At 46.8% G+C, this 558-nt stretch carries 1 protein-coding gene; it reads left to right on the top strand.

Translation table 11 applies throughout. The annotated features are described in order from the left end of the window. Nucleotides 1-558: RimK/LysX family protein (locus tag R7093_RS27260; RefSeq protein WP_318147282.1), on the top strand; the 558-nt coding region annotated here is incomplete at both ends.

The following is a 558-nucleotide window of genomic DNA, read 5'->3' as shown; positions in this document are numbered from 1 at the left end:
TCTATTTGAGCAATGAAAAAGGCAAAGAAGAAAAAATCACCAAACCCGTGCTGAAGAAACTCAAAGTCGGCGATATGGTACGTCCTGTGGTGGAAGGTGACTTCTTGTTCGGTGACAAAGAGAAGTCGATGGAGTTTGCTATCGACGTGCTAGATAAAGATGAAGAGCAGCCGTTTTTCGTTTTCGGCCACAACATGGCTAAAGGTGGCGTGCTACTGAATACGCGCGCAGACCACTTGCTCGATGCCAAACCTTTGTTCCGAGCTGGCCACATCGAAGTGGCCGAAGTGGAAGGTATGTCTTTCCCGGTCAAACTGGACACCGGTGCGGATGTCAGTTCTATCAATGCTAAGGACATCAAACTGTTCCAAAAAGATGGCAAAGACATGGTGAGCTTTACCTACGAAAATGACCTCGGTATGCAAAAAGCCTTTACTCGCGAAGTGGTAGACGTAATGAAAATTACTGCGAAAAAAGGCGAGAAAGCAAACGTCCGTCCGGTGGTGGAAATGCACGTCAAACTGGGTGACTTAGAGAAGAAAATTCGCGTGAATTTGC

The sequence above is a fragment of the Vibrio sp. 1580 genome (genome assembly GCF_033340055.1).
This window is presented reverse-complemented; position numbering and strand designations above follow the sequence as displayed.